This window comes from Streptomyces sp. NPDC058464 (genome assembly GCF_042721035.1).
In the GTDB taxonomy this organism is placed as follows: Bacteria; Actinomycetota; Actinomycetes; order Streptomycetales; family Streptomycetaceae; genus Streptomyces.
In genome coordinates, this window is sequence record NZ_JBHXMA010000083.1 from 1 (window position 1) to 22,885 (window position 22,885).

At 72.6% G+C, this 22,885-nt stretch carries 21 protein-coding genes, 2 tRNA genes, 1 other RNA gene and 1 pseudogene; 11 read left to right on the forward strand and 14 right to left on the reverse strand.

What is annotated here, in order from left to right:
- Positions 1 to 97: 97 nt before the first annotated feature.
- From ACFWPQ_RS50185 to ACFWPQ_RS50200, 4 genes are all read right to left on the reverse strand, one after another.
- Positions 98 to 182 (reverse strand) — tRNA-Ser (locus ACFWPQ_RS50185).
- A 77-nt stretch (positions 183 to 259) separates the two neighbouring features.
- Entirely contained in the window at positions 260 to 691 is a 432-nt protein-coding gene (tadA, locus tag ACFWPQ_RS50190) for a tRNA adenosine(34) deaminase TadA (RefSeq protein ID WP_361284879.1), read from the reverse strand.
- A gap of 56 nt (positions 692 to 747) precedes the next feature.
- Positions 748 to 1,275 carry a hypothetical protein gene (locus ACFWPQ_RS50195; RefSeq protein WP_361284876.1) on the reverse strand — a complete coding sequence of 176 codons (528 nt, stop codon included), beginning with the start codon at positions 1,273 to 1,275 and terminating at the stop codon, positions 748 to 750.
- Positions 1,276 to 1,659: 384 nt separating this feature from the next.
- Positions 1,660 to 1,866 carry a hypothetical protein gene (locus ACFWPQ_RS50200; protein ID WP_384051575.1) on the reverse strand — a complete coding sequence of 69 codons (207 nt, stop codon included), beginning with the start codon at positions 1,864 to 1,866 and terminating at the stop codon, positions 1,660 to 1,662.
- Positions 1,867 to 1,981: 115 nt separating this feature from the next.
- On the opposite strand from ACFWPQ_RS50200, the gene upp reads away from it, so the two are divergent.
- Positions 1,982 to 2,617 (forward strand): uracil phosphoribosyltransferase, encoded by a 636-nt coding sequence (gene upp / locus ACFWPQ_RS50205; RefSeq protein ID WP_361284873.1) that lies wholly within the window; start codon positions 1,982 to 1,984, stop codon positions 2,615 to 2,617.
- A 294-nt stretch (positions 2,618 to 2,911) separates the two neighbouring features.
- On the opposite strand, the gene ACFWPQ_RS50210 is transcribed toward upp, so the two are convergent.
- Positions 2,912 to 3,580 carry a LytR C-terminal domain-containing protein gene (locus ACFWPQ_RS50210; protein WP_384051578.1) on the reverse strand — a complete coding sequence of 223 codons (669 nt, stop codon included), beginning with the start codon at positions 3,578 to 3,580 and terminating at the stop codon, positions 2,912 to 2,914.
- A 111-nt stretch (positions 3,581 to 3,691) separates the two neighbouring features.
- The gene (locus ACFWPQ_RS50215; RefSeq protein WP_003999914.1) at positions 3,692 to 3,988 is read right to left on the reverse strand and encodes a type II toxin-antitoxin system VapB family antitoxin; all 297 of its coding nucleotides are present in this window, start codon (positions 3,986 to 3,988) and stop codon (positions 3,692 to 3,694) included.
- Positions 3,989 to 4,100: 112 nt separating this feature from the next.
- Here ACFWPQ_RS50215 and ACFWPQ_RS50220 point away from each other — a divergent pair, with 112 nt between their 5' ends.
- The gene (locus ACFWPQ_RS50220; protein ID WP_384051581.1) at positions 4,101 to 5,756 is read left to right on the forward strand and encodes a helicase HerA-like domain-containing protein; all 1,656 of its coding nucleotides are present in this window, start codon (positions 4,101 to 4,103) and stop codon (positions 5,754 to 5,756) included.
- Positions 5,757 to 5,797: 41 nt separating this feature from the next.
- Here the strand turns inward: ACFWPQ_RS50220 and ACFWPQ_RS50225 are convergent, their stop codons facing one another.
- The 4 genes from ACFWPQ_RS50225 to ACFWPQ_RS50240 form a co-directional block, all read right to left on the reverse strand.
- Entirely contained in the window at positions 5,798 to 5,926 is a 129-nt protein-coding gene (locus ACFWPQ_RS50225; RefSeq protein WP_384051584.1) for a hypothetical protein, read from the reverse strand.
- A gap of 58 nt (positions 5,927 to 5,984) precedes the next feature.
- Positions 5,985 to 6,335: a hypothetical protein gene (locus tag ACFWPQ_RS50230; RefSeq protein ID WP_384051587.1), complete on the reverse strand. Its 351-nt coding sequence runs from the start codon at positions 6,333 to 6,335 to the stop codon at positions 5,985 to 5,987.
- Positions 6,336 to 6,482: 147 nt separating this feature from the next.
- Positions 6,483 to 7,133 (reverse strand): HdeD family acid-resistance protein, encoded by a 651-nt coding sequence (locus ACFWPQ_RS50235; protein WP_384051590.1) that lies wholly within the window; start codon positions 7,131 to 7,133, stop codon positions 6,483 to 6,485.
- Positions 7,134 to 7,279: 146 nt separating this feature from the next.
- Positions 7,280 to 7,891, reverse strand: coding sequence for an HhH-GPD-type base excision DNA repair protein (locus tag ACFWPQ_RS50240; protein ID WP_384051592.1), 612 nt, complete (start codon positions 7,889 to 7,891; stop codon positions 7,280 to 7,282).
- Positions 7,892 to 8,026: 135 nt separating this feature from the next.
- Between ACFWPQ_RS50240 and ACFWPQ_RS50245 the strand changes: the two genes are divergently transcribed.
- From ACFWPQ_RS50245 to ACFWPQ_RS50265, 5 genes are all read left to right on the forward strand, one after another.
- Complete coding sequence (locus ACFWPQ_RS50245; protein WP_384051595.1) at positions 8,027 to 10,264, forward strand: penicillin acylase family protein; 2,238 nt, start codon at positions 8,027 to 8,029, stop codon at positions 10,262 to 10,264.
- Positions 10,257 to 10,883, forward strand: coding sequence for a GNAT family N-acetyltransferase (locus tag ACFWPQ_RS50250; protein ID WP_384051598.1), 627 nt, complete (start codon positions 10,257 to 10,259; stop codon positions 10,881 to 10,883). Before ACFWPQ_RS50245 ends, ACFWPQ_RS50250 begins: the two co-directional genes overlap by 8 nt.
- Positions 10,870 to 11,343, forward strand: coding sequence for a cupin domain-containing protein (locus ACFWPQ_RS50255; protein WP_384051618.1), 474 nt, complete (start codon positions 10,870 to 10,872; stop codon positions 11,341 to 11,343). Before ACFWPQ_RS50250 ends, ACFWPQ_RS50255 begins: the two co-directional genes overlap by 14 nt.
- Positions 11,340 to 12,110 (forward strand): SDR family NAD(P)-dependent oxidoreductase, encoded by a 771-nt coding sequence (locus ACFWPQ_RS50260; protein WP_384051600.1) that lies wholly within the window; start codon positions 11,340 to 11,342, stop codon positions 12,108 to 12,110. Before ACFWPQ_RS50255 ends, ACFWPQ_RS50260 begins: the two co-directional genes overlap by 4 nt.
- 213 nt (positions 12,111 to 12,323) lie before the next feature.
- Entirely contained in the window at positions 12,324 to 14,306 is a 1,983-nt protein-coding gene (locus ACFWPQ_RS50265; protein ID WP_384051621.1) for a copper resistance protein CopC, read from the forward strand.
- A 19-nt stretch (positions 14,307 to 14,325) separates the two neighbouring features.
- Here ACFWPQ_RS50265 and ACFWPQ_RS50270 read toward each other — a convergent pair whose 3' ends face one another.
- Positions 14,326 to 14,835: a DinB family protein gene (locus ACFWPQ_RS50270; RefSeq protein WP_384051603.1), complete on the reverse strand. Its 510-nt coding sequence runs from the start codon at positions 14,833 to 14,835 to the stop codon at positions 14,326 to 14,328.
- A 110-nt stretch (positions 14,836 to 14,945) separates the two neighbouring features.
- On the reverse strand, positions 14,946 to 15,629 hold the full coding sequence (locus tag ACFWPQ_RS50275) for an alpha/beta fold hydrolase (protein ID WP_384051606.1): 684 nt from the start codon (positions 15,627 to 15,629) through the stop codon (positions 14,946 to 14,948).
- 103 nt (positions 15,630 to 15,732) lie between these two features.
- Between ACFWPQ_RS50275 and ACFWPQ_RS50280 the strand changes: the two genes are divergently transcribed.
- Together ACFWPQ_RS50280 and hemC are read left to right on the forward strand one after the other, a co-directional pair.
- Positions 15,733 to 18,492, forward strand: a complete 2,760-nt coding sequence (locus tag ACFWPQ_RS50280; protein ID WP_384051609.1) for an AAA family ATPase — start codon at positions 15,733 to 15,735, stop codon at positions 18,490 to 18,492.
- 196 nt (positions 18,493 to 18,688) lie between these two features.
- Positions 18,689 to 19,630: a hydroxymethylbilane synthase gene (hemC, locus tag ACFWPQ_RS50285; RefSeq protein ID WP_384051612.1), complete on the forward strand. Its 942-nt coding sequence runs from the start codon at positions 18,689 to 18,691 to the stop codon at positions 19,628 to 19,630.
- Positions 19,631 to 19,646: 16 nt separating this feature from the next.
- Here the strand turns inward: hemC and ACFWPQ_RS50290 are convergent.
- Positions 19,647 to 20,279, reverse strand: a pseudogene (locus tag ACFWPQ_RS50290) (hypothetical protein); the annotation flags it as partial.
- 254 nt (positions 20,280 to 20,533) lie between these two features.
- A tRNA-Ser gene (locus tag ACFWPQ_RS50295) sits at positions 20,534 to 20,621 on the reverse strand.
- A 72-nt stretch (positions 20,622 to 20,693) separates the two neighbouring features.
- Here ACFWPQ_RS50295 and ffs point away from each other — a divergent pair.
- Together ffs and ACFWPQ_RS50305 are read left to right on the forward strand one after the other, a co-directional pair.
- An RNA gene (gene ffs, locus ACFWPQ_RS50300) (signal recognition particle sRNA small type) lies at positions 20,694 to 20,792 on the forward strand.
- A gap of 45 nt (positions 20,793 to 20,837) precedes the next feature.
- Positions 20,838 to 22,885: DNA polymerase III subunit gamma and tau (locus ACFWPQ_RS50305; RefSeq protein ID WP_384051615.1), on the forward strand; the 2,048-nt coding region annotated here is incomplete at its 3' end.

Here is a 22,885-nt window from a genome sequence, read left to right on the forward strand (position 1 = left end):
CCGGGGGGCGGGGGCGCGGCCCACCGCACCGGCCCGCCCGGGGTGCCTAACCGGCGTGAGGGGGGGCTCCGTGGGGGCCCCCCCATACACGCGACAGCGGTAGCGGAGGGATTTGAACCCTCGGTGACTTGCGCCACACTCGCTTTCGAGGCGAGCTCCTTCGGCCGCTCGGACACGCTACCGAGGGAGACCTTACAGCACGGCGGGCCGTGCTCTGAAATCGGTATTCGGGGGCCGGGGCAGGCCCCCGCGAGCGGGATCAGCGGGTGCGGAAGAAGTCCGTGAGGAGGCGGGCGGATTCGTCCGCCAGGACACCCTCGACGACCTCGGGGCGGTGGTTCAGACGCCGGTCGCGGACGACGTCCCAGAGGGACCCCGCGGCGCCGGCCTTCTCGTCGCGGGCGCCGTACACGACCCGGTCCACCCGGGACTGCACCAGGGCGCCTGCGCACATCGTGCAGGGCTCCAGCGTCACGACCAGGGTGCAGCCGGTGAGCCGCCACTCCCCGAGCGCCGCGGCGGCCCGGCGCAGGGCGAGGACCTCGGCGTGCGCGGTGGGGTCGCCGGTCGCCTCGCGTTCGTTGTGCCCGGCCGCGAGGACCGTCGTACCGTCCGGGGACAGTACGACGGCGCCGACGGGGACGTCCCCGCCCGGGACGGCACGGCCGGCCTCGTCCAGGGCGAGCCGCATCGCGGCCCGCCAGCGGTCGCGTACGGGGTCGGGGGACCCGGGTGCCTCGTGGAGGGTCAGCGGACGGTCTCCAGGACGTCGGAGGCGCCCAGGGCCTCGGCGATCTCGCCGAGCGCGTCCTCGTCCAGGGACAGCAGTTCCTTCGGGCTCACGCCCAGGTCGTCCAGGATCGCGGCGTCGCCGACCGGGCCGGCCGGCACGGCGGAGCCGTCCGCGTCGTCGTCCTCCTCGGCCTCCGGCTCACCGTCCTCGGTGCCGTCGAGGTCGAGGTCGTCCAGGTCGTCGGATTCGTCCTTGGGCTCCCTTCCGAGCAGTTCGTCGGTGAGCAGGAGCTCCCCGTACGAGCTGCGGGCGGCGGCGGCGGCGTTGGAGACGAAGACCCGCGGGTCCTCCTCCCCGTCGACGCGTACGACACCGAACCACGCGTCTTCCTGCTCGATGAAGACGAGCACCGTGTCGTCGGCCTCCGAGGCCGATTCCCGGGCCAGGTCGGCCAGGTCCGACAGGGTCTCCACATCGTCGAGCTCTGTGTCGCTCGCTTCCCACCCGTCTTCGGTGCGCGCGAGCAGTGCGGCGAAGTACACCGTGACTCTCCCACTGGTCTTAGGCGTGCCGGTTGGCGGTCCCCCCGGCGGAGGTTCTGGGCGGGGAGAGCTGTGCTCCGAGCCCCACCCACTCGGAATCGTGGCAGAAACAAGGCGTTCAGGGGACGTCTTCGGCTCCCTGTGTCTGGCAGTTTTGATCGCACGTGTGCAAAGAGGCATCCATGCGTCCGTCAACGCAGTCACCAGCGCACTCGTTGCCGCCACCTGCGGATCGTACGCGGGTTTTCCCGCCGCCCACGCACTGCCTTCTCCATGACGGACCGCAACGCGCCACAACCAGTGGATCTTTGCCGAAGGATCGGCTTTACGACTCTTGCCGAGTCTTGTGGGCTCTTACCGGGTCCAGGGGACTCCTACCGATTCCTACCAGCGGAACGTCCGCATGCGCAGCGCGTGTCGCAGCCGGGCCGCCTTGGCGCGGCGGGGCTGGACCCGGTCGCGCAGCGCCCGCGCCTCGGCGAGCTCGCGCAGGAACCGGGCCCGGCGGCGCCGCCGCTCGGCCTCCGTCTCGCCCTCGGGCGCGCCGTACGCGCGGTCGGGCCGCTCGGGCCCTTCAGACAGCTCAGGCACGGTCACATCACCCCCGCCCGACACCTCCACTTTCCCCCGGATGGGGGGTTTGATGCCGGCGTCCGCCTGCGCGGGCCTGCGCGAGGTGGGCGGGGGCGCGGTTACTGTTGTGGACATGCGTCTCCACGTCGTCGACCACCCTCTGGTCGCCCACAAGCTCACCACGCTGCGCGACCAGCGCACCGACTCCGCGACGTTCCGGCGGCTCGCCGACGAACTGGTCACCCTGCTCGCCTACGAGGCGACGCGGGACGTGCGGACCGAGGCCGTCGACATCCAGACCCCGGTGGCCGCCACGACCGGCGTCAAGCTCGCCCGGCCGCGCCCGCTGGTGGTGCCGATCCTGCGGGCCGGGCTAGGCATGCTGGACGGCATGGTCCGGCTGCTGCCGACCGCCGAGGTGGGCTTCCTGGGCATGATCCGCAACGAGGAGACGCTCCAGGCGTCCACGTACGCGTCGCGGATGCCGGAGGACCTCTCCGGGCGCCAGGTGTACGTCCTGGACCCGATGCTGGCCACGGGCGGCACGCTGGTCGCGGCGATCCGCGAGCTCATCAAGCGGGGCGCGGACGACGTGACGGCGGTCGTGCTGCTGGCCGCGCCCGAGGGCGTCGAGCTCATGGAGCGGGAGCTGGCGGGGACGCCGGTCACGGTCGTGACGGCGGCGGTGGACGAGCGCCTCAACGAGCACGGGTACATCGTGCCGGGGCTGGGGGACGCGGGGGACCGGCTGTACGGGGCGGCCGAGTAGCGAGCCGTTCTCCGACGGGCCGAGCCGCGAATCCTCGGCCCGGCGCCGAGTTTCCTCGGCCCGGCGCGCCGAGTTTCCTCGGCCCGCCGCCGCGTGGTGCCCGGCGGGGCGTTCGCGCGGGCGCCGTAGGGGTACGGGTGCGTCGGCGGCTGCGGTGCGTCGTGGCTTGTCGCGCAGTTCCCCGCGCCCCTTACGGGGCGCTGCTGGGCCGCGTCCCTGGCGGGGTGCTGGTGGGCCGCCCCCCTTACGGGGTGCTGGTGGGCGGCTCCCCTGACGGGGCTTGCGGGGTGCTGGTCAGCAGGTCTTCTTCGAAGTCGACGCCGTCGGTGTGGGGTTGGACAGGGCCGTGATCGCCTTGGCGGCCGTTGCCTGGGGGGTCAGGGTCTTGAAGGCGTTGCCGATGATCAGGTCCACGGCGGTGCCCTTGCGGCCTGCCTCCGTGCGCTGGTCGGCGGCCGTCACCTGGGTGGCCAGGACCGGGAGCGAGGTCTTCAGGGCCGAGGCCGGGCCGAGCAGTATCGCCGTGCCCTTGACCTTCTGGTCGAACTTCGCCGGCGCGTTGCCGATGTTGCCGATCTTGAAGCCGCGCTTCTTCAGTTCGTCCGCGGTTTCCTTGGCCAGGCCCGTGCGGGTCGTGGCGTTGTAGACGTTCACCGTGATCTGGGCCGGCTTCGGCAGCGTCACCGCCGGCTTGCCGGCCGACGCACCGGCCGCGGGACTCGCGCTGACAGCGGCCTGCTTGACGCAGTCGCCCGCCGAACCGGCCGCGGACGCGGTCCCGCCGCCGCCCGTGAAGACGTCGATGAGCTGCAGGGTGCCCCAGCCGACCAGGCCGAGCGCGGTCACGGAGGCGACCATGGAGAGGACGAGCCGGGCACGCCGCCGGCGCGGGCGCATGCGAGGGTATTTGTCCCCTGTGATCCGGTACTGGCCGCCCATGCCGGGGGGAGTCAGCATGCTCATGAGCGCAGCGTAGTGCGCCACGGGTGCGTTGACTAATAGATGATCATCCGACGGTGCTCGGTCCAACCCGAAAGGGCCAACCGGCGGCAAATGCCGGATGGCCGACGGGTGTCAGTCGAGTTCGAGCACGCGTGCGTGCAGCACCTGGCGCTGCTGGAGGGCGGCGCGGACCGCGCGGTGCAGCCCGTCCTCCAGGTACAGGTCGCCCTGCCACTTCACGACGTGCGCGAAGAGGTCGCCGTAGAACGTCGAGTCCTCGGCGAGGAGGGTCTCCAGGTCGAGCTGCCCCTTGGTCGTCACGAGCTGATCGAGGCGGACCGGGCGCGGTGCGACGTCCGCCCACTGCCGGGTACTCTCCCGGCCGTGGTCGGGGTACGGCCGGCCGTTTCCGATGCGCTTGAAGATCACACGGAAAGCCTACCGGTCCAGACGTTCCGGGCGCAGCCATGGCGACCGAGTGCGACGCTGGAAAAGACTCCGTAAAGGTCATCAAACGGGCTAAAAGGGAACGGGTGGTCCGATGATGAGTGCCGGTGAGGCCGACGAAGCCGGTGCCACGACTCCGGCCACAAGCCCTGACGCGACCTCCGCCACGACCCCCGCCACGACCCCGGCCAGGGACGCGGCCGACCCCGCGATCCCCGCTGTCCCCGCCGTCCCCGTGGTCGCCGAGATCGCCGCCGGGTACGCCTTCGCCGGTCAGGCGCTGGAGCTCGGTGCCCTGCTCTGGGACGGGCGGTGCCGTCCCGACGCCCCGGTCCGGATCCCCCTCCCCATGCTCAACCGGCACGGCCTGGTCGCCGGCGCCACCGGCACCGGCAAGACCAAGACGCTCCAGCTGATCGCCGAGCAGCTCTCGGCGCAGGGCGTCCCGGTGTTCCTGGCGGACGTCAAGGGCGACCTGTCCGGCATCGCCCGCCCCGGGCAGCCCGACGACAGGGTCCGGGGCCGGGCCGGCGAGGTGGGGCAGGAGTGGACGGCGACCGGCTTCCCGGCCGAGTTCCTCGCGCTCGGCGGCCTCGGCCACGGCATCCCCGTGCGGGCGACGATCACCAGCTTCGGACCGGTGCTGCTGTCGAAGGTGCTCCAGCTCAACCAGACCCAGGAACAGTCCCTCGGCCTGATCTTCCACTACGCCGACACCAAGGGCCTGGAGCTGATCGACCTCAAGGACCTCAGGGCCGTGGTCGCCTTCCTCACCTCCGACGAGGGCAGGCCGGAGCTGAAGGACATCGGAGGACTGTCGACGGCCACCGCAGGGGTGATCCTGCGCTCGCTCACCGCCTTCGAGGCCCAGGGCATGGCGGACTTCTTCGGCGAGCCGGAGTTCGGCACGGCCGACCTGCTGCGTACGGCACCGGACGGCCGGGGCGTCGTCTCGGTCCTCGAACTCCCCGCCGTCCAGGACCGGCCCCTGCTCTTCTCCACCTTCCTGATGTGGCTGCTCGCCGACCTCTTCCACGACCTCCCCGAGATCGGCGACGCCGACCGGCCCAGGCTGGTCTTCTTCTTCGACGAGGCGCACCTGCTGTTCGACGACGCCTCGAAGGCGTTCCTGGACTCGATCACGCAGACCGTGCGCCTCATTCGCTCGAAAGGGGTCGGCGTCTTCTTCGTGACGCAGACCCCGAAGGACGTACCGTCCGACGTCCTCGGCCAGCTCGGCAACCGCGTCCAGCACGCGCTCAGGGCCTTCACCCCGGAGGACCAGAAGGCGCTGCGGGCGACCGTGCAGACCTTCCCGAAGTCGTCGTACGACCTGGAGGAGCTGCTCACCGGGCTCGGCACCGGCGAGGCCGTGGTCACCGTGCTCAGCGAGAAGGGCGCCCCGACGCCGGTCGCCGCGACCCGGCTGCGGGCCCCCGAGTCCCTGATGGGGCCCATGGACGCGGCGGAGCTGGACGCGGCGGTGCGCGGGTCCGCGCTGCACGGGCGTTATGCACAGGCTGTGGACCGGGAGTCGGCGTACGAGAAGCTGCAGCGGACGCCGGCCGAGCCGACGACCCCGAAGACCCCGAAGGCTGCGAGGGCTCCGAAGGCCGCGAGGGAGGAACCGTCGCTGGTCGAACAGGTGGTCGGCAGCGGGATGTTCAAGTCCCTCGCCCGGTCGGTGGGAACGCAACTCGGCCGTGAGATCACCCGGTCGCTGTTCGGTACGGCCCGCAGACGCAGGTGAGCCGGGCGCCCGAACGGGCCACCCGGCTCGGCTCCGCGGGATCAACCGCGTTTCTGCTCCTGCGGTCGCGGCGTCGACGGCTCCGCCGTCTTCGTCACCGGCTTCGGGGTGCTGCGGACGGCTTCCGCGCGCAGCAGGGCGCGCAGGACCGCGTACGGGTCTGAGGACATGGCTGTGTTCCTTGCGTAGAGCTGACTGACCTGGGGGAGCGCGGGACAGGCCGGTCGGTCAGCAGCGCAGGACCACGGTGCGCAGGAGGGGCGTGGCGTACGGCGGACGCGGTGCCGTCGGGCGGCAGGGGCGGTGGTGGTCCGCCGGGCCGGCGGGCGGTGCCGCGTCGTGGAGCGGCGTGGGGCGCTGGGGCACGTCGGCGCGGTGGACGGCACGGGCGGGTGGCCGCAGCGGGGTGTGGAGGACGTCGTGTTCGACGGTCTCCGCCGAGACGGCCGGGGCGGCCGCCGAGAGCGCCTCCGCCGCCGTCGGGACGCCGGCCAGCAGCAGGGCGAGCAGCAGCACGAGCGCCCGCGGCGGGGCGGGGCCCGGCCGCGGGCGACGTTTGGTCGGGAGACCGCTGCTCATGGCGGTCATCTCCCCGTGTGGTGGGCGGTGTTCATCGCGCGGAGTGCGAGATCCGCTCGCTCGGCGTACTGGCGGGGCGCGAAGTTGACGAAGCCGACGGGCCGGTGCCCGCAGGGCCCGCGCATGCTGTGCCGCCGGGCCCGCCGTTCACAGGGCCTGCGGGATCTGCTTGGCGCGGCCCCGGATGCCGAACGCCGTGACGATCTCGACGATGCCGACGACGATCAGCCAGATGCCGGCGACCAGGGTGAGCACCGCGACCGACCTGAACGGCGAGACGATCAGCACGATGCCGGCGATGAACGTGACGATCCCGAGGAAGATCATCCAGCCGCGGGCGGGCATTCGGTGGTCGTGCACGGCGGCGAGTGTCTGGGTGATCCCGCGGATCAGCCAGCCGATCCCGATCCACAGGGCGAGCAGCAGGATCGACTCCAGGGGGCCCCGGAAGCAGAACAGGCCCAGCAGGATCGACAGTGCGCCGCTGATGAAGGCCAGCACGCGCAGCGAGGTCGCCTTGTGCGTGCCGAACGCCGCCACCAGCTGGAAGACGCCGCTGATCAGCAGGTAGATGCCGAAGAGCACGCCGGCGGCGAGCAGCGAGGCACCGGGCCAGACGAGGATCAGGATGCCGAGGATCAGGGAGGCGATCCCGGTGAGCAGGACGGTCTGCCAGGCGGCCTGGGAGAGGGCGTGCAGCGGTCCCTCGAAGGGCGGTTCGGGCTCGTGCCATGCGGTGCCGGTGGCATGCGCCTTCCGGTCGTCGTCGGCGGGGCCCGTGCTGGGGGGCTCGGTCATGGTTCCAGCTGAGACCGACGGGGGCGGCCCTGCCAGCAGGGCGGGGCCGGACGGGTGAGCCCTCGGGTCCGGCGGATCGGGGGGTCCGGGGGATCCGGGAGATCCGGTGGGTCCGGGGGTCCGGTGGGTCCGAGGGCTCGGGGCCCCTACCTCCCACCCGCCGCCTTCGCGGCCTTCGCCGCCGCCTTCATCTCCTGCTTGTGGGCCCGCACCTTCGCCAGCGACTCGGGCCCGGTGATGTCGGCCACCGACCGGAACGCCGCCGCCTCCCCGTACGCCCCCGCCGCCTCCCGCCACCCCTTCGGCGTCACCCCCAGCTGCTTCCCCAGCAGCGCCAGGAAGATCTGGGCCTTCTGCTTCCCGAACCCGGGCAGTTCCTGGAGCCGCCGGAGCAGCTCCGCCCCGCTGTCGACGTCACGCCAGACGCCCTCGGCGTCACCGTCGTAGTGCTCGACGAGGTACTGGCACAGCTGCTGAATTCGCTTGGCCATGGAACCGGGGTACCGGTGCACGGCCGGCTTCTCGGAGAGCAGCGCGGCGAAGGCCTCCGGGTCCTGGGCGGCGATCTCGTGCGCGTCCAGGTCGTCCGTGCCCATGCGCTGCGCGATGGTCGCCGGCCCCTTGAACGCCCACTCCATCGGCACCTGCTGGTCGAGCAGCATGCCGGTGAGCGCGGCGAGCCTGCTGCGGCTGAGGAGTTCGTCGGCCTCGGGGTCCTGGGCGAGGTGCAGGGCGGGGGCGTTGGTGTCGGCGTCCATGGCCCGATGATCCCGCGCCCGGAGCGGCCTCGCGCGCCCGCGACAGCCCGGCCTCCTCGGCTCCCACACCCCTCACGTACGATTCCTCCGCGATTCGGCTTAGGTAAGGCTAACCTCATACAAGGGGGTCACAGGGTGACCATCGAGACGTACCGCGACGCCTGGGGCATCCCCCATCTGCGGGCGGCCGACGCCCGCGAACTCGCCCGCGCGCAGGGCCGGGTGACGGCCCATGACCGGGCCTGGCAGCTGGAGGTGGAACGGCACCGCGCGCAGGGCACGTCGGCGTCGTTCCTCGGCGCCCCGGCCGTCGCCTGGGACGTCTTCGCCCGCCGGGCCCGCCTGGCGGACACGGCGAGACGTTGCTTCGAGGCGCTGGAGAGACGGGACCCGGAGACGGCTCAGTGGGTACGGGCGTACGTGGCCGGCGTCAACGAGGGACTGCCGGCCGGCGCCGCCCGCACGCCCGAGTTCACCCGCACCGGCCTGGTCCCGGGCACCTGGGAGCCCTGGCACCCCCTGGGTGTCTGGCTGGCCACCCACATCCTGTTCGCCGGCTTCCCGGCCAAGCTGTGGCGCGAGGAGGCGATACGGCACCTGGGCGAGGAGGCGGTCCCGCTCTTCGCCACGGACGGCCCCACCACCGCCGGCAGCAACGGCTGGCTCCTCGCGGGCTCCCGCACCGCCACCGGCCACGCCCTGCTCGCCGGCGACCCCCACCGCTTCATCGAGGCGCCCGGCGTCTACCAGCAGATCCGCCTCGCCTGCCCGGAGTTCGACGTCGTCGGCCTGGCGGTCCCGGGCGTCCCCGGCATCGCCCACTTCGCCCACACGGGCACGGTCGCCTGGTCCATCACCAACGCGATGGCCGACTACCAGGACCTCTACCGGGAGCGCCTGCGGCGCACGGAGACCGGCGTGGAGGCCCTCGCCCCGGACGGCACCTGGACCCCGGCCGCCCACCACACGGAGACGATCGAGATCTCCGGCAGCCCCCCGGTACGGATCGAGGTCCTGGAAACACCCCGGGGCCCGGTCATCGCCGGGTGGCCGGAGCATCCGCAGACGAGCCCACCGTCAGCCGCCGACGGCGGTCGGCCCCCGCAGGGGCCACCCGCACCCGACCACGAAAGCGGCACAGGTGGTGCGGGTGGGAAGGCACGCGCCGACGGCGAAGCCGAGGCGTTGGCGCTCCGCTACCCGCCCCGCGTCACCCACGACCTCGGCTTCAGCGCCCTCCTCCCCCTCCTCCGCGCCCGCCATGTCACCGACGTCGACCGCGCCTTCGACGCCTGGGCCGAGCCCGTCAACGTCGTCCACGCCGCCGACACCGCCGGAGGCGTCCTGTACCGCGTCGCCGGCCGCGTCCCCGTCCGCTCCCGCACCAACCGCACCCGGCTCGCCCCCGCCTGGCTCCCCGGCCACGACTGGCAGGGCTGGCACGAGATGCCGTACGGCGACCTCACCGACGGCGTGGCCGTGATGGCGAACCAGCGCGGCCCGGCCACGCCCCTCGGCGTCGAGTTCGCCCCGTCCCACCGCGCCGACCGCATCCGCGCCCTCCTCGGCGAACGCCGCACCTGGTCCGCCGCCGACATGGCCGCGATCCACACCGACACCCACCTCGCCTCGGCAACCCCTCTCCTCGACCGCCTCGCCGCCCTCGACGACCTCACCCCGCCGGCCGCCGGACTCCGCGACCGCCTCCTCGCCTGGGACCGCCGGATGGACGCCGGCAGCACCGACGCCGCCGCCTACGCGGCCGTACGCTCCGCCGTCGTACGGCACCTCGCCGCCCACCCCGCCTTCACCGCCCTCACCGAGCCCCCGGCTCACCCCGAGGTCCTCCTCCCCTGGCTGGCCCTCACCCCCCGTATCGCCTTCGCCCTCGAACACCTCCTGAGGGCAGAGGAGTTGTACGGCGTCGACCGCCCCGCCGCCGTGCGCGCGGCCGTGGAAGAGGTCGCGGCCGACCTGCCCACCGGCACCTGGGGCGACACCCACCGCCTCACCCCCTGGGAGGCGCTGCCCGAGCCGTCGTACGACGACGGACCGGCGCTGTCCGGCGACCACGACTGCGTGCTGTGCACCTCCGCCGTCCCCGGCCTCACCGACCGCTCCGCGCGCGGCCCGGCCGCCCGGTACGTCTGGGACCTGGCCCGCCGCGACGACAGCCGCTGGGTGGTCCCGTTCGGCGCGGACGGCGTCCCCGGCGCACCGCACCACACCGACCAACTCCCCCTGTGGCTCGAGGGAGACCTGACCCCGGTCGTCACCGACTGGGACCGACTGGAACGCGTGGACCTGACGAACCTCGTAGAAGAGACGGAAGAGACGGAAGAGACGAAAGAGATGGAAGAGAACGATGTCTGAGCGCCCCGCACACCTCCCCGTCTTCGAACACGCCGTCCCCGGCTTCGGTACCGTCCGTCTCCGCCCCCTCGACCCCGAGCGTGACGCGGACGTCGTCCACACCTGGGTCGGCGGGGAACGCGCCGCCTTCTGGGGCATGACCGGCCTCACCCGCCCCCAGGTCGCCGAGATCTACGCCCACATGGCCACCCTCGACACCCACCACGCGTACCTCGCGGAGAAGGACGGCACCCCGGTCGGGCTCCTCCAGACGTACGAGCCGGAGGCCGACCGGGTGAGCGAGTGCTACGAGACCCGCCCCGGCGACATCGGCGTCCACGTCCTGCTCGCCCCGCCCGGACCCGAAGGTCCCCGCCCCGGCTGGACGGAGGCCCTCCTGACCGCCTTCACGGCGTACGCCCTGCGCGGTCTCGACCGCCACCGCATCGTCGTGGACCCGGACGTCCGCAACGAGAAGGCGATCGCCCGCTTCCGGCGCCAGGGCTTCGAGCTCGGCCCGGCCGTCGTACTCCCCGAGATCGACCTCCCCGACGTCCACCTGCCCGAAAAGCAGGCGCAACTGGCCTTTCTCACCCGGCCGGTAGCCTTCCCGGATGTCCCGGATGCTGACTCCCGATGACCTGATCGCCCACTACGGCCTGCAGCCGATCCCCCGCGAGGGCGGCCTGTTCCGCGAGACCTGGGCCGGTCCCGCACGCGCCGACGGCCGCCCCGAGGGCACCGCGATCGTCGGCCTCCTCACCGCCGACGACTACTCGGCGCTGCACCGCCTGCCCACCGACGAGATCTGGCACTTCTACCTGGGCGACCCCCTGGAGTTCCTGCTCCTCGACCCCGACGGCACCACCCGCACGCCCGTCCTCGGCCCCGACCTCCTGGGCGGCCAGCACATCCAGCTGACCGTCCCGGCCGGTACCTGGATGGGCGCCCGCGTGGTGTCGCCGGGCGCCTGGACCCTCTTCGGCTGCACCCTGGCCCCCGGATTCACCTTCGAGGGGTACGAACACGGGAACGCGGACCACCTCACGGCGCGTTACCCGTCCGAAGCCGCCCGCATCACGGAACTCTGCCGTCCATGACGACCCACCTACTCGACGGACAGGTCGCCCTGGTCACGGGCGCCGGCGGCGGTATCGGCCGGGCCATCGCCCGGCGCCTCGCGGAAGAGGGCGCGGCGGTGGCCCTGCACTGCCTGACGGCCGTCCGGGCGGCACACGACGCGGCTTCGGGCATCACGGCCGGCGGCGGCCGGGCGACGGTCGTACAGGGCGACCTGAGCGACGAGGAGACCTGCCACCGCGTCGTCCGCGAGGCCGCGGAGTGGGGCGGCGGACGGCTGACGGCGCTGGTCAACAACGCGGCCGTACAACCCGTACAGCCCCTGCCCGGCATGACCGCGGCCGACTGGCGCGCGGTCGTCGACACCGACCTCACCAGCGTCTTCGCCTGCACCCAGGCCGCCGCCGAGATCATGCGCGCGCAGTCCGGCGGCGGCACGGTCACCCACGTCGCCTCCATCGAGGCGACCCACCCGGCCCCCGGCCACGCCCACTACTGCACGGCGAAGGCGGCCGTGGTCATGCACGCCAGGGCGGCGGCCCTGGAGTACGGCCGCTCCGGCATCCGCGTCAACACCGTCTCCCCGGGCCTGATCGACCGGGAGGGGCTGGCCGCGGACTGGCCGGAGGGGGTGCGGAGATGGCAGGAGGCGGTGCCCACGGGCCGGCTGGGCGGCGCGGACGACGTGGCGAACGCCGTCGTCTTCCTCGCGTCGCCGCTCGCGTCCTGGATCAGCGGCCACGACCTGGTCGTCGACGGCGGGGTGTCGGCACGTCCGACGTGGTGACGCGCCCTGTAGGGGCGCGGGGCCGTATCGATGTGCGGCTCCGCCGCGCGGGCACGACCAGCCACGACGCGCCCGCGGACAATATGAGCACTACAGCCTTCTCAGCCGTATGACTCAAGAACATGTGTTGCCGAACTCGGAGCGGGTGACGTGAGCGAAGGACACGATCAGCGGCGAACGCCGACCGGCGACCACCGGCACAGGGCCCGGCCGCTGCGCGCCCTCGCACTCCTCGGCACCCTCATCGCCGCCCTCCTCCTGGCCTCCGCCGGCCCCGCCTCCGCGCACGCGGCCCTGCGCGGCAGCGACCCCGCCGACGGCGCCGTGCTCAAGTCGTCGCCCGGGTCCGTCACCCTCACCTTCACCGAGTCCGTCGGCCTGCTCGACGACTCGTTCCGGGTGTACGACCCCACCAACCACCGGGTGGACACCGGCGAGCCCGACCACGGCCCGGCCGGCTCGGACACCGCCCGGATCACCTTCCCGAAGAAGCTGGGCACCGGCACGTACACCGTGGCGTGGCGGATCGTCTCGGCGGACAGCCACCCCGTCTCCGGCGCCCTCACCTTCTCCGTGGGCAAGCCGTCGGCGACCACGGCGGCCGTCTCCACCGGCCCCGTGGAGAACCCGCTCACCGGCAGTCTCTACAACATCGGCCGCTACATCGCGTACATCGCGGTGGCGCTGCTCATAGGCACCGCCGCCTTCCTGGCCGTCTGCCGCCCGCCGGATCCCGCACCCCTCCGCACCCCGGTCCGCACCGCGTGGTGGGTCCTCCTCGCCTCGACCCTCTTCCTCTTCGTCCTCCGCGCCCCGTACGAGGAGGGCACCTCCCCGGCGACGGCCTTCGACCTCTCCGCCCTCGGCAGGTCGGCGACGGGCCGCCCGGGCCTGGCCCTGCTGGCCAGGGTGGCCCTGCTGGCGCTCACGGCGGCCCTGTATCTCGTCCTCCGCAAGCGTGTGAGCCCGAGCCTCCTGACCCGCCCGTCCCGCCCGCTGCTCGCCACGGCCGCCGCCGTCTCCGTGGCCCTGGCCCTGACCTGGGCGGCGGCGGAACACGCCTCGGCCGGCATCCAGGTCCCGCTGGCGATGACGTCGTCGGTCCTGCACCTGTTGTCGATGGCGCTCTGGCTGGGCGGCCTCACGGCCCTCCTCCTCACCCTCCACCGCACCACCACGCCTCTGCCCGCCGCGGTCGCCGCCCGCTTCTCCCGCGTGGCCTTCGCCTCGGTGACGGTCCTCGTCGTCACCGGCGTCTACCAGTCCTGGCGCGGCCTCGGCTCCTGGCAGGCCCTCACGGACACGTCGTACGGCAGGCTCCTCCTGGTCAAACTCGCCGCGGTGACCCTGCTGCTGGCGGCGGCCTCGCAGTCCCGGCGCTGGACGGCGAAGCTGGCGACGGTCCCGGCCACGGCCACGGTCCCGGCCACGGCCACGGCCACGGCCACGGTCCCGGCCACGGCCACGGCCACAGCCACGGCCACGGCCACGGCCACAGCCACGCCCGCGACCGCCCGCGACCGCGTTCCGGTGCCGGTCGGCGCCCCGGCCCCGGCGGACCCGTCGGCCCTGGCGGACCGCCCGACCGCGGAGGATCCAGCCACCGCGGAGGATTCGACGACCCCGGGGCCGGGAGGGGCACCGCCCCCGGAGGAACCGTCGACCTCGGAGGAAGCGGCCCCCGCCACCTCCGCCGGCCGCCACCAGGCCGCCCTGCGCCGCTCGGTCCTCGCCGAAGTGGCCATCGGCGTCGCCGTCCTGGGCATCACCACGATCCTCGGCGGCACCCTGCCCGGCCGGGCCGCGGCCGAGGCGGCCGCGTCGGGGACGACGTCGGACGCGACCGGCATCCCGGCCGCCGCCGTCGCCACCGTCCCCTTCGACGTCGGCACCCCGAACGGCCACGGCAAGGTACAGATCACCCTGGACCCGGGCCGGGTCGGCAAGAACTCCGTGCAGGCGGTCGTCTTCGGCCCCGACGACGGCATCTCCACCGTCCCCGAACTCCGGCTCTCCTTCACCCTCGCCGCCCAGAAGATCGGCCCCCTCCCCGCCAACGTGACCGACCGCGGGGGCTACTGGGCCGCCGACTCCGTCAACATCCCGATCGCGGGCGAGTGGACGATGGCGGTGACCGTACGGGTGTCCGACCTGGACCAGGTGACGGTGACGAAGAAGATACGGATCGCCGCGTAGCCGACCCCGCCCCGGCCGCTCAGGCGCCCACGGTCCCGTCGACGCCCTCGCGCAGGAAGTCTGCGTGCCCGTTGTGACGGCCGTACTCCAGGAGCACGTGCAGCATCACCATCCGCAGCGACACCTCCTCCTCCCACCTCGGCTGGTATCCGGCCTGGTCCAGGGAGCCGGCCGCACGCTCGATCCGGCGCGAGGCCGCCACCTCGGCCTCCCAGGCGGCGAACGCCTCCGCCCTGGTCGACTCGCTCGCGTCGTACGCGGCCTGGAAGTCGATCTCGTCGGACCACACCATGGGCGCGTCCTTGTCCTCGAAGACCCGGCGGAACCAGGCGCGCTCCACCTCCGCCATGTGCCGCACCAAACCGAGCAGCGACAACGTGGACGGCGGCATGGACTGCCGTCGCAGCTCCTCGTCGGTGAGCCCTTCGCACTTCATGGCGAGGGTCGCCCGGTGGTAGTCGAGAAAAGCCCGCAGCATGTCCCGTTCACTGCCGAAATTGGGCGGTCCTGTGCGGTCGTCGCTGCTCACTGGCCGTACTCCTCATCCGTTGCGCCGTTGCGCCGTTGCGCTCGTCCGAACCCGCCACCCGGGTGCGGCAGCAGTATCCAACCCGCCCCGCACCCCCTGGCAGTCGGCCGTCATCCGAGCGTTGCGGCGGCCTTCTTGATCAGGTCGGCGACGACGTCCGGCCGCGACACGTAGATCGCGTGGCTGCCGGGTGTCTCGGTGACGGTGGCGCCGATGCGCTGCGCCATCGAGGCCTGCGCGGCAGGCGGGATCATCCGGTCCTCGGTGACGTGCAGGTACCAGCTGGGCTTCGCGTGCCAGGCGGCCCTCGTCACCGTGCCGCCGAGCGCGTCCAGCCCCCAGGGCACCTGCGAGTCGGCCATGAACGCCGCCTCCTGTGCGGAGACGTCGGCGGCGAACGCGTCGGCGAACTTCGCGCGGTCGAGGAAGAGGTAGCCGTTGACCGGCGGCAGGATGGGCGGCTGCGGTCCGTCCGCCGGGAACGTGCCCAGGAGCGTGTTGACCGACTCGCCCTGGTCCGGCGCGAACGCCGTGACATAGACGAGCGCCGCGACCTTGTCGTGGTTGCCCGCCTCGGTGATCACCGCACCGCCGTACGAATGACCGACGAGCACGACCGGGCCGGCGGTGCCGTCGAGGACGTCGCGGGTGACGGCGACGTCGTCGGCGAGCGACTTCGTCGGGTTCTGCACGATCTGCACGTCGAAGCCGTCGGTGGTCAGCGCGTCGTAGACTCCGCGCCATCCGGCGCCGTCGACGAAGCCGCCGTGCACCAGAACGATGGTTGCACTCATGACGTCTCCTCTCCTTCAAGGGCTGGTGGACGACTGCGAACCTACGGACGTGCGGGACGCGGCGTATCAGTCAGATGACGGTCGTCGCTGTAGGGTCCCCCACGTGTCGGAGTGGGGTTCGAACAGACGACTGGTGGGGCGTGCGTGCGAGGTGGGCGCGCTGCGGGCCTTCGTCGACTCCGTGGCGACGGCCTTCGCCGACTCCGTGGCGGCGGACGGCGGCTCGCTGCTCGTCGTCGGCGAGGCCGGCGTGGGCAAGACCTCACTCCTCGATGCCGCCGCTGCCCACGCCGCGGAGCTCGACATCCGTGTCCTGCACGCGTCCGGCGTCGAGTTCGAGGCCGAGGTGAGTTTCGCCGGGCTCCATCAGCTGGTCGCTCCGCTCGCTGCCGAACTGGCCGCGCTGCCGGCCGGTTCCCGGCGTGCGATCGGCGTCGCCGTGGGCCTCGTGGAGGGGGCCGCGCCCGACCGGCTCACGCTGACGAACGCGCTGCTCGCCCTGCTGGCCCGGGCCGCCGACCGGACCGCCCTGCTGGTGGTGGTCGACGACCTGCAGTGGCTCGACCGGGCGAGCGCCACCCTGTTCGGCTCCCTCGCGCGGCGGCTGGGCGGCACCGGTATCGGCCTGCTCGGCGTCGTACGGACGGGCGAGGGCAGCGTCTTCGAGGACGCCGGACTACCGGAGATCGCCATCGGGCCGCTCGACGACGACGCCGCGACGGTCCTTCTCACCGAGGCGTTCCCCGAGCTGCCGCCGCGGGCGGCCCGGCAGGTGCTGACCGAGGCCCAGGGCAACCCGCTGGCGCTGATCGAGCTTCCGGCGCACGTGGGCCCGGGCGCCGCCGAACCTCCGCTCGGCCGCACGCCCGTCGGCCGACGGCTGCAGCTCACCTTCGCCCGGCGGATCGACGCCCTCCCCGCCGGGACGCGCGACCAGCTGCTGCTCGCGGCACTCGACGGGACCGGTGAGCTGTTCCCGTCGATCTCGGTCGCCGAGCTCGAACCGGCCGAGCGCGCCCGGCTGATACGGATTCACCCGGTCACCCACGGCATCCGGTTCCGGCATCCGCTCACCCGTTCCGCAGTCGTCGAGCTGTCGACCGGGGAAGAGCGGCGCGAGGCGCACCGGCGGCTGGCGGGACGGCATCCGGTCGGCTCCGAGCGGCGCGCATGGCATCTCGCGGAGGCCGCGTCGGGGCCGGACGAGCAGACCGCACAGCTGCTCGAGGAGTCGGCGCTGAAGACGAAGGGGCGCGGCGACCCGGTGGGCGCCATCGGCCTGCTGCTGCGCGCGGCCGAGCTGAGCCCCGGGCCCGAGGAACATCACCGCCGCGTCATGTTCGCGACCTACCTCGGTGCCGACGTCACCGGGGATCTCACCGACCCGCAGGCCCTCCTCCCCGGACGCGACGGGCACGGCCACACGATGGCGGCCGCCGTCGCCGCCGCGGCCTACCTGGTGAACAGCGGGGGCGACATCGACACCGTCCACCGGCTGCTGCTCGGTGCGCTGCGCAACGTCGGCCGGCCGATCGCGGCGTGGGACGAGCCGCTCGGCGAGATCATCTACGTCCTGCAGGCGAACTGCTCCTTCGGGTGCCGTGCCGAGTTGTCGGACGACTACTGGGCGGCCCTCGACCGGCTCGGCCTGGCGGTCCCGGAGATCCTGGCCCTGCTCGGCAACACCTACCTCGAACCCGCGCGACGGGCCCGGCCCTCGCTCCCGCTCCTCGACGAGGCGATCGCCGGCATCGGCGAGCAGGCCGATCACGCCCACGCGGTGCGGCTGGGCATCGCGGCGCTGTACGTGGACCGGATCGCCGGATGCCGCAGCGCGCTGTGGCGGGTGGTCGAGCACGGCCGCGGGGGCGGCGCGATCGCGGCGGCGATCAAGGCGTTCGTGCTCCTGGGGTTCGACGCCGTGCTGAGCGGCGACTGGGACGGCGCCCTGGACCTTGGCGACGAGGGCCTCGCCTTCACGACCCGGCATCACTACCGGCTGCTCGGCGGCTTCCTGCAGTACGACCGGGCGATGGTCGCCGCCGCCCGCGGCGATCGCGAGACCGTCCGGCGACTCACCGACGACCTGGCGGCCTGGGCGGCGCCGAACCGCATCGACTTCGTGCTGCAGCTCGCCGCGCACGCGAGGGCCGTGGACGCGCTGGGCAACGGGGAGTTCGAGACCGCCTACCGGCACGCGGCCGAGATCTGCTCCCCGGAGACGGTGCCCGCCCACAAACCCGCGGCGCTGTGGGTGCTGCTCGACCTGGTCGAGGCCGCCGTCCGGGCAGGACGGACGACTCAGGCACGAGCGCACGTCGCCGACATCCGGCGATCAGCCGTCGCCGACCTCTCACCTCGGCTCGCCCTCACCACGGCCGGCGCGACGGCCATGACCGCCCCGGCTCCGTCATTTCGCGAGGCGTTCGACACCGCCCTCGCGACCCCGGGAGCGAACCGCTGGCCGTTCGCACAGGCACGGATCCGGCTCGCCTACGCCGAACGGCTCCGCAGGGCGAAGTCCACCACCGAGGCCAGACACCAGCTGACGAACGCGCTGGACACGTTCGAGCGGCTCGGCGCCGTCCCGTGGGCGGCACGGGCACGCACCGAACTCCGGGCAACCGGGCTGCCCACCCCCCGGCCGCCCTCCGCGCCGCCCTCCCCGCTGACCCCCCAGGAGCGCGAGATCGCCGACCTCGCCGCGGCCGGCCTCACGAACAAGCAGATCGGCGAACGCCTCTACCTCTCCCCACGGACCGTGAGCTCCCACCTGTACAACCTGTTCCCCAAGCTCGGCATCGGCTCACGCGCAGCACTGCGGGACGCCCTCGGACAACAGCCGACAGGCGACAGCCGGTAGCCGGGGAGCCTTGACGCTGTCTTGTATGAAATTGGTTGATGCTGGATATGTCCCAAGCTCGGCAATATTTCTTCGGGAGTGAAAGTGTCAGGCCAGGTTGCTTGGTCGTGCTTTTCCGACGAACGGTCGGGAAAAGCATAACTAGGCGAGGACTACGATGACTTGACAGCCTATCGCCTGTCAGGAGTTGATCGCCGTGAAGACGTACCTGGTCGGTTCGCGCGCCAGCAATCTGGCCAAGGCGCAAGTGCGGGAATATCTCGCCCCGCTTCGCAAGCGATTTCCGGACGTTGCGTTCACGTATCGGGTGATTCTGGAAGGCGGCGACAGAGACCGGAAGTCCCGGGTTTACGATGTCTCGGAGGTCAGTGACGGAGGCGCTTGGAGCTCAGCGCAGGAGGCGGCTCTGAGCAGGGGAGACGTGGACTTCGTCATCCATTCGCTGAAGGATCTGCCGACTGCGAACCCGCGCGGTCTGACTTTGCTGCCGCCCCCCGGTCGTGAGGATGTCCGGGACGCTTTGTACGGCTCCACGCTGTCCGGTCTGCGTAAAGGCGCTCGCGTCGGAACGGGTACTCCTCGGCGAATTGCTCAGCTTCTGGCTGTCCGTCCAGACCTTGAAGTCGTACCAATCCGTGGGAATGTGCCACCTCGCCTGAAGAAGATTGATACGATGGGGCTCGACGCTGTCGTCCTGGCGGCGGCAGGGCTTCGACGGCTGGGCCTGGACGACGCAATTGTCGAGCTGCTCCCCTTGGATCATTTTCCGCCCTCACCCGGGCAGGGCGCTCTCGGAATTCAGGTCCGAGAAGACAGCCATGAACTCCAGGAGATCCTCTCCAGCGTGGGGGACACCGCCGTTGACGCCCACGTACGGGCGGAGCGGGCCCTGCTCGCCGAGCTGCACGGCGGGTGCAGCGTGCCCGTCGGCGCTTACGCGGAGACCGGGCCGGACGGACCCCTGTCGCTCTTCGCCCAGGTCACCTCGCTGGACGGTGCTCGGCGTGTCGCGGGCACTCTCTCAGGCCCGATGGCCGAGCCGGAGAAGCTTGGCGAGGCCCTGGCCGCCGAGCTGATCGACCAGGGCGCGCGGTCCATCCTGGACGCGATTCGGGGTGAATCCGCGGCCAGTCGTTGAGGTGGCGGGCGATGTCCAGGGCCGCGTACGTGATGCCGGCCTCCGCGCCGGCCCGCTCGAGCATGGTGAAGAGTTCCACCAGTCGACGCACATCCCGCTTGCCGGTCGCGGTGTCCACATGGGACAGGGTGCTGTACTCGCCCGAGACCGAGAACGGGAAGAGCGGCGCCGCGGTGTCGATGAACTGTTCGGGCTTGCCGGGGTTGATCTGGAACTCGTGGTCGGAGCAGAAGACGGCGTGCGGCATGATCGACACGCTCTCGTGCCCTGCCGCGTTCAGCGCCTCGCGCGCGCCTTTGATGGTCCCGACGACCATGGAGGCCGGGCCCACGATGTCGGCTCCCGCCGCGGCATGTGCGACGGCCTGCCGGGACGTCACGTCAGTCGTGGCGGCGATGTCCGGGCGCCCGTGCCGGTCGGAGACGCAGCAGAAGCCGGTGTCGGTGTACGAGCAGAGGCAGGTCTCCGTCATGACGGCGATCGCGGGTTCCGCGTCCTTCGCCGCCCCCGCACCGCGCGGGCCATCGGGGCATCCGGCACGACGGAGAACTCCCCGTCGGCGTCGCGCTGGGTGGACTCGGTCCCATTCCCGCTCCTCCTCCGCGAGGTGGGGTAGCGGGCTCCCGCCGACAACGGGCAAGAAGCGCACCGGACGGGCGTGCCAGACGAACCTGTACGGCCCGGCCGAGAGCGGGAGCGTGAACTCCTCGCCGCTCTTCAGCGCCTCGACCGGCTCCCGCCATCCGGCGGACGGCCAGTCCCTGGCGCCACTCGCACCAGAACCCCGACTGGGGTGGACAAGTCCTGGTTACCCGGGCGTCTTGCCCAGCAGCATCTGAGCGGTGAGCCGCAATGCCAACAGAAGAGGGGTCCGACCCATGAAACCGTGGGTCGGACCCCTTCTGGCGGAGGATACGAGATTCGAACTCGTGAGGGGTTGCCCCCAACACGCTTTCCAAGCGTGCGCCCTAGGCCTCTAGGCGAATCCTCCGCTCGGAACATTACATGACCGAGAGGAGTGCTCGCGAACTCGTTCCCACCTGCTGACGTCGGGTACTCTGTGCAGAGCCCCTCACGCGGCGCTATCTGACTGAACTCCCCCAGGGCCGGAAGGCAGCAAGGGTAGGTTGGCTCTGGCGGGTGCGTGGGGGGCGCTTGCGTTTGCGGGCGGGGCTGGTTGTCAGTGGGCGCCTATAACCTCGTATGCGTGTCGTCTCTCGCGCTGTACCGCCGCTATCGCCCGGAGTCGTTCGCCGAGGTCATCGGGCAGGAGCATGTCACCGGCCCGCTGCAGCAGGCGCTGCGGAACAACCGGGTCAATCACGCGTACCTGTTCAGCGGGCCGCGTGGGTGCGGAAAGACGACCAGCGCCCGGATCCTCGCCCGGTGCCTGAACTGCGAGCAGGGGCCGACGCCGACCCCCTGCGGAGAGTGCCAGTCCTGCCAGGACCTCGCCCGCAACGGCCCGGGATCCATCGACGTCATCGAGATCGACGCGGCCTCCCACGGTGGTGTGGACGACGCCCGTGAGCTGCGTGAGAAGGCCTTCTTCGGGCCCGCCTCCAGCCGCTACAAGATCTACATCATCGACGAGGCCCACATGGTCACGTCGGCCGGCTTCAACGCGCTGCTCAAGGTCGTCGAGGAGCCGCCGGAGCATCTCAAGTTCATCTTCGCCACGACCGAGCCCGAGAAGGTCATCGGGACCATCCGGTCGCGGACCCATCACTATCCGTTCCGGCTGGTCCCGCCGGGGACTCTGCGGGACTACCTGGGCGAGGTCTGCGGCAAGGAGAAGATCCCCGTCGAGGACGGCGTGCTGCCGCTCGTCGTGCGCGCCGGTGCCGGGTCCGTGCGTGACTCCATGTCCGTCATGGACCAGCTGCTCGCCGGGGCCACCGAGGAGGGTGTGACGTATGCCATGGCCACCTCGCTGCTCGGCTACACCGACGGATCGCTGCTCGACTCCGTGGTCGAGGCCTTCGCGACCGGGGACGGCGCCGCCGCCTTCGAGGTCGTGGACCGCATCATCGAGGGCGGTAACGACCCGCGCCGCTTCGTCGCCGACCTGCTGGAGCGGCTGCGCGACCTGGTGATCCTCGCCGCCGTCCCGGACGCCGCGGAGAAGGGACTGTTCGACGCCCCCACCGACGTCCTCGAGCGCATGCAGGCCCAGGCCGGCACCTTCGGCGCCGCCGAGCTCAGCCGCGCCGCCGACCTCGTCAACGAGGGCCTGACCGAGATGCGCGGCGCCACCTCCCCGCGCCTCCAGCTGGAGCTGATCTGCGCCCGCGTGCTGCTGCCCGCGGCGTACGGCGACGAGCGGTCCGTGATGGCCCGCCTCGACCGGCTGGAGCGGGGCGTCAACTTCTCGGGCGGGGGCGGCGCACCCGCCATGGGGTACGTCCCCGGGCCCGAGGCGCACATGCAGCCCCCGGCGCCGGCTCCGGGTCCTGTCCCGCAGGGCGGCGGCGGTCCGGCCGCGGCCCGGGCGGCCGTACGCGGGGGAGCGGCCCCGGCACCTGCACCTGCACCTGCGCCGGCCCCTGTCCCGACGCCAGAGCCTCCGACTCCGGCTCCGGCCGCCGCGCCCGCCCCTCCCCCGGCCGCACCGCCCGCTGCCGCCGCACCGGCCGCTCCCGCGCCCGGTGCCTGGCCGACGGCCGCCCCCGCAGGCGGCGGCGGTGGTGGTGCCCGCCGTCCCGGCGGCTGGCCGACGGCCACGGGAACTCCGGCGGCCCAGCAGACCCCGCCGCCCGCGGCGGCCCCGGCAGCCCCGGCAGCCCCGGCAGCCCCCCCGACCCCGGCTGCCGCTCCCGCCGCTGCCCCCGCCTCCGCTCCTGCCGGTGGCCTCGACCCCCGCGTGCTCTGGCCGAACATCCTGGAGGCGGTCAAGAACCGCCGCCGCTTCACCTGGATCCTGCTCAGCCAGAACGCCCAGGTCGCCGGTTTCGACGGCACCACCCTCCAGCTCGGCTTCGTCAACGCCGGCGCCCGTGACAACTTCGCGAGTAGCGGCAGCGAGGACGTGCTGCGCCAGGCCCTGACCGAGCAGTTCGGCGTGCAGTGGCGGGTCGAGGCGGTCGTCGACCCGACGGGCGGCGGCGGTGCGGCTCCGTCCGGCGCCGGGTACGGCGGCGGCCAGCCCGGCGGCTACGGCGCGCCCGCGGCGTCCGGCTACGGCGCCGCCCCCGCGGCCCCGGCCCGCCCCGCGCCCGCCCAGCAGGCCCCGGCGGCGACCCCGGCCCAGAGCCC